We start from the raw sequence: 3596 nt of genomic DNA, 5'->3' as shown, positions 1-3596 counted from the left end.
GCCGGGGACAGCGGCGCGTCCAGCACGTTGCGGGCGAGGCCGGGCACATCCGTGCCCGTGGTCAACTGCATCGCCTCCATCTCGTCGGCCAGGCGGGTGACGTAGCCGCCTTCGCTGCCGTGCACGAGAAAGCAGGGGTTGGCCTCGGGGGAGGGCCAGGGGAGGAGACGGGGCGGGATGCGGGGTTTCATCAGACCTCGACTTTCAGCGCACATACCGAGTGCCGTTCGAGATCGATCCTGAAATCCTGGGCGAGTACCAGAGCGAGGCGGGGCCGCTGCCGCCGCGCGCACTCCTGCTCGTACGCGGCGAGGTACGGGCGCACCATGACGTTGGCGCCGCCGTCGAGAAGGTGGTCCAGTCCGTACCGAGACCGGTGGACAGGGAGCCGCATTTCAGAGGCGTGGGCGGGGCCCCGCGTCTCGGCCACGGGAGGCGAGCCAAGCGGGGCTCCCACTCGACGTCGCCCCGTACCCGGGGACGACGCAAGCCTCGTCCACGCGACGGTCCTGCGGAGAAGGTCAAGCATGTCGACGCGCGCTCCTTTCCTGGAGGACTCGCCACGGCTGCCTCCCTGGTTGGTCGTCATGTCACCGTCCAGGCAAGCAGTCGGGGCCGCCCCGGAGCGATGCCGGCCCGATGCAAGAACGATGTAAGTCCCCGTCCAGCGCGGGTGATCCCGACGGAAGAACGGGGCATGACAGAGGGAGGAGCCGTACGATCCCCGCAAACCTGTCGATACACAGACGCAGCACCGGAGTTCGGTATGGCCGACCACCGACACAGCCCCAACCTCCGGCTGCGCGCTGTGCGCGAGCTGGAATTCCAGATGAGCCGTCAGGAGTTCGCCAAGCTGGTCGTCGCCACTGGCGAGGAGATGGACGAACCAGTCGGCTGCACGGCACGTCTCGTGGCTGCCTGGGAAGACGGGGACGTCGACTGCCCCAGAGCCGTCTACCGAAGAATTCTCAGCAGGCTCACCGATGGGCGGACCATGACCGAGCTGGGCTTTCGCCCGGCATCGTCAGCAGCGGGGCGACAACCCGAACTCCCTCCACACGAACCGGAGCAGGCGGCCCCGGTGAACCGGCGCGGCTTCCTGATCGAAGGCGCGGGTACGGCCCTTTCCTTCTCTCTCGGCGCCCTGGTCCAACGGCGTCCCGGCCGGATCGGCATCACAGATGTCCGCGCCGTCGACGAGGCTGTGACCACCATCTACAGCCACGACCATGACCACGGCTCCGCCGCTCTGCGCCAGGACGCCTCGATCATGCTGCACATCGCGTATGAGTGGCTGCGCGACGGCGCATACACAGAGAAGACCGGCAAGCGGCTTCGCACGGCGACCGGGCACCTGTCGATCGCCGCCGGGTGGCTGTCGTACGACTCAGGCCGCGCCGCCGACGCCCGCTCTCTGTATGGCGAGGCACTGGCCGCTGCCAGGATCGCCGACGACCCGGGTCTGGAAGGGCACGCGTTCGGTTGTCTGAGTCTGCTGGCCAAGGCCAGTGGACGGCCGCGCGAGGCGATCAGCGCTGCCCAGGGAGCGCAGAGCGTGGTCCGCGCCTATGGCTCCTCGCGGTTGCTCAGCCTGTTCGCCATGCGCGAGGCCGGCGGATGGGCCCTCCTCGGCGATCGCGGAGCCGCTGACCAGGCCGTCGTATGTGCCCACCGCCTCTACGCGAAGGGTCCCGCCGAATCCGACCCGGAGTGGCTGGAGTTCTACACACCCGCCGAACTGGCCGGCCTGGAGGCCCTCGCCCGCGCCGACCTCGCCCAGCACGAGCGAGCTGCCGCCGGAGCCGAGCAGGCCGTTCTTCTCCACGGCGACCAGTTCGCCCGCAACAGGGCCCTGTACACCGCCGATGTCGCCATCCAGCATGCGGTGAAGGAGCGCCCTGAACCCGAAGAGGCTGCCGAGGCCGCCGGACGCGTCCTCGCGTACCTCCCCGAGGTGCGCTCCGACCGGCTGCTTCAGCAGTTGCAGAACGTCGAGAGCGCGCTCCAGCGGCATGCCACGGTCCCCGCGGTCGCGGACTGGCTGGAGGAGTACCGCACCACTACCGGCGTCGGCTAGGAGTAGACAGTGAGCACCCCGAGCACCAGCACAGACATGGTGATCCGCACCTACGGCCCCGGCCAGGTCCCCCCTCTCCTCGACCTCATCGCCGACATCTGGGCCGACGCCCACCCCGAGTTGGTAGGCAACCCCGGCGCCGAGGCATCCGGCCTCTCCGTGCCCGCGCTGCGCCGACAGGTCCAGGGCCACCTCAAGCACGCCGGGTTCGCTCTCGTCGTCGCGTACGTCGGCGGAACGGCCGTTGGGTTCGGGTACGCCTTCCCGTGCGGCGCGACGTACTGGTTCGGCCCCGGCCTGGTGGACCAGGTTCCGGAAGGCGCCCGTACCGAACGACTGATGGGGCTGTGCGAGTTGGCCGTACGACCACCGTGGCAGGCCCGCGGAATCGGCACCCGGCTGCACACCGAACTGCTCACGGCGATCGCCCCGAAGTGGTCCTCGCTCCTGGCCCTGCCCTCCAACCGACGCGGCCAGGACCTGTACGCCCGCCTCGGCTACCGGTACGCGGGACCGTACCGGGGTACGGCCGACGGACCCGAGTTCGACCTGCTCCTCCTGCACGTCGAGCGCGCTGAACAGTAAAAAGACCTCTGCCCGCTCACCGGAGTACCAGCTCACCGGAACCCGGAAACATGGGTTCCGGTGGCGTGTGCGCTGGTGGGCCCGGCGCTCTTCCAAAACAAAGTACGAGAGATAAAGAACCCACCAAACCCCACCTTCCCTCCCGTCGCCGGAAGGGCGGCCCGGCCGCTCCCGCGCAAACTCACTCGCCCGAGTGAACATCACCAACTCGGCTGGATTTGTGCCCGGTTGCCTGCCTTACGCTCAGCGCAACACAACACAACCCCAGACATACGTCGGCCCTCGCCGGGACTGCAATCCCAGTGCGAGGGCCTGACCAACAAGGAAGACAGCCCTTCCCGATGGATACGAAAAACCCTAGCGCGCCCCCGTGCGCCCAGTCCCGCCCGACGGGCAAAAATCACCCCCAACGGCGCCCCAAATCCGGCGTCACCCACGACAACACCCGCCACACCACCCGCTTCACGGTGATCGGCAACCACCTCGCCCAGCACCGCGAGCTGTCACTGCTCGCGATCGGACTGAGCGTCCACATCCAGTCGCTGCCCGCCGGTGCCCCCGTCGACATCAAGACCCTCGCCAAGCGGTTCCCGGAGGGCCCGGACCGTATCGCCGCAGGCCTGCGCGAACTCGAAGCCCACGGCTACCTGAGCCGATCCCGAGAACGCACCCCCGGCGGCAACATCGTCACCCGCACGGTCTCCTGCAACCACCCCGGACACCGCACCAAGAGCCGCGCGACCCACTCGGCCCCCACGGCCGACGACGCGCCCAAACCCCCCGCCGCCCGGCGAGCCACCCCGGCCCAGAAGCCCCCGCCCAAGGCCCTGCCCGCCGTACCAAAACCCTCGTACCCCTACGCATCCCTCATCCAGCAGGCCACCGACCTCCTCGTCCGCCTCCGCCGCCACCAACCCCGCCCGCTGCTCTCCGC

Annotated in this window: 3 protein-coding genes and 2 pseudogenes; 3 read left to right on the top strand and 2 right to left on the bottom strand. The window is 69.1% G+C overall.

Annotated elements, in window-relative coordinates:
* Positions 1-191: pseudogene (locus tag AOK08_RS37565) on the bottom strand (hypothetical protein); the annotation flags it as partial.
* Positions 191-394, bottom strand: coding sequence for a hypothetical protein (locus tag AOK08_RS48770; protein WP_338400170.1), 204 nt, complete (start codon positions 392-394; stop codon positions 191-193). The gene AOK08_RS48770 and the pseudogene AOK08_RS37565, both read right to left, overlap by 1 nt.
* Before the next feature lie 372 nt (positions 395-766).
* Between AOK08_RS48770 and AOK08_RS37555 the strand changes: the two genes are divergently transcribed.
* The 3 genes and pseudogenes from AOK08_RS37555 to AOK08_RS37545 all read left to right on the top strand — a co-directional run.
* Positions 767-2077, top strand: coding sequence for an NsdA family TPR-like regulatory protein (locus tag AOK08_RS37555; protein ID WP_055534450.1), 1311 nt, complete (start codon positions 767-769; stop codon positions 2075-2077).
* 9 nt (positions 2078-2086) lie between these two features.
* Complete coding sequence (locus AOK08_RS37550) at positions 2087-2662, top strand: GNAT family N-acetyltransferase (RefSeq protein WP_055534448.1); 576 nt, start codon at positions 2087-2089, stop codon at positions 2660-2662.
* Positions 2663-3003: 341 nt separating this feature from the next.
* Positions 3004-3596 (top strand): annotated as a pseudogene (locus AOK08_RS37545) (helix-turn-helix domain-containing protein); the annotation flags it as partial.

This window comes from Streptomyces graminilatus, from assembly GCF_001418565.1.
Taxonomy (GTDB): domain Bacteria; phylum Actinomycetota; class Actinomycetes; order Streptomycetales; family Streptomycetaceae; genus Streptomyces; species Streptomyces graminilatus.
The sequence above is the reverse complement of the archived record's forward strand: the minus strand, read 5'-3'. Positions and strand labels throughout refer to the sequence as shown.

What these genes read in the sequence shown, in the direction of transcription:
- AOK08_RS37555 (WP_055534450.1), top strand. Translation starts at nt 767, where the DNA reads ATGGCCGACCACCGACACAGCCCCAACCTCCGGCTGCGCGCTGTGCGC.
- AOK08_RS48770 (WP_338400170.1), bottom strand. Translation starts at nt 394, where the DNA reads ATGCGGCTCCCTGTCCACCGGTCTCGGTACGGACTGGACCACCTTCTC.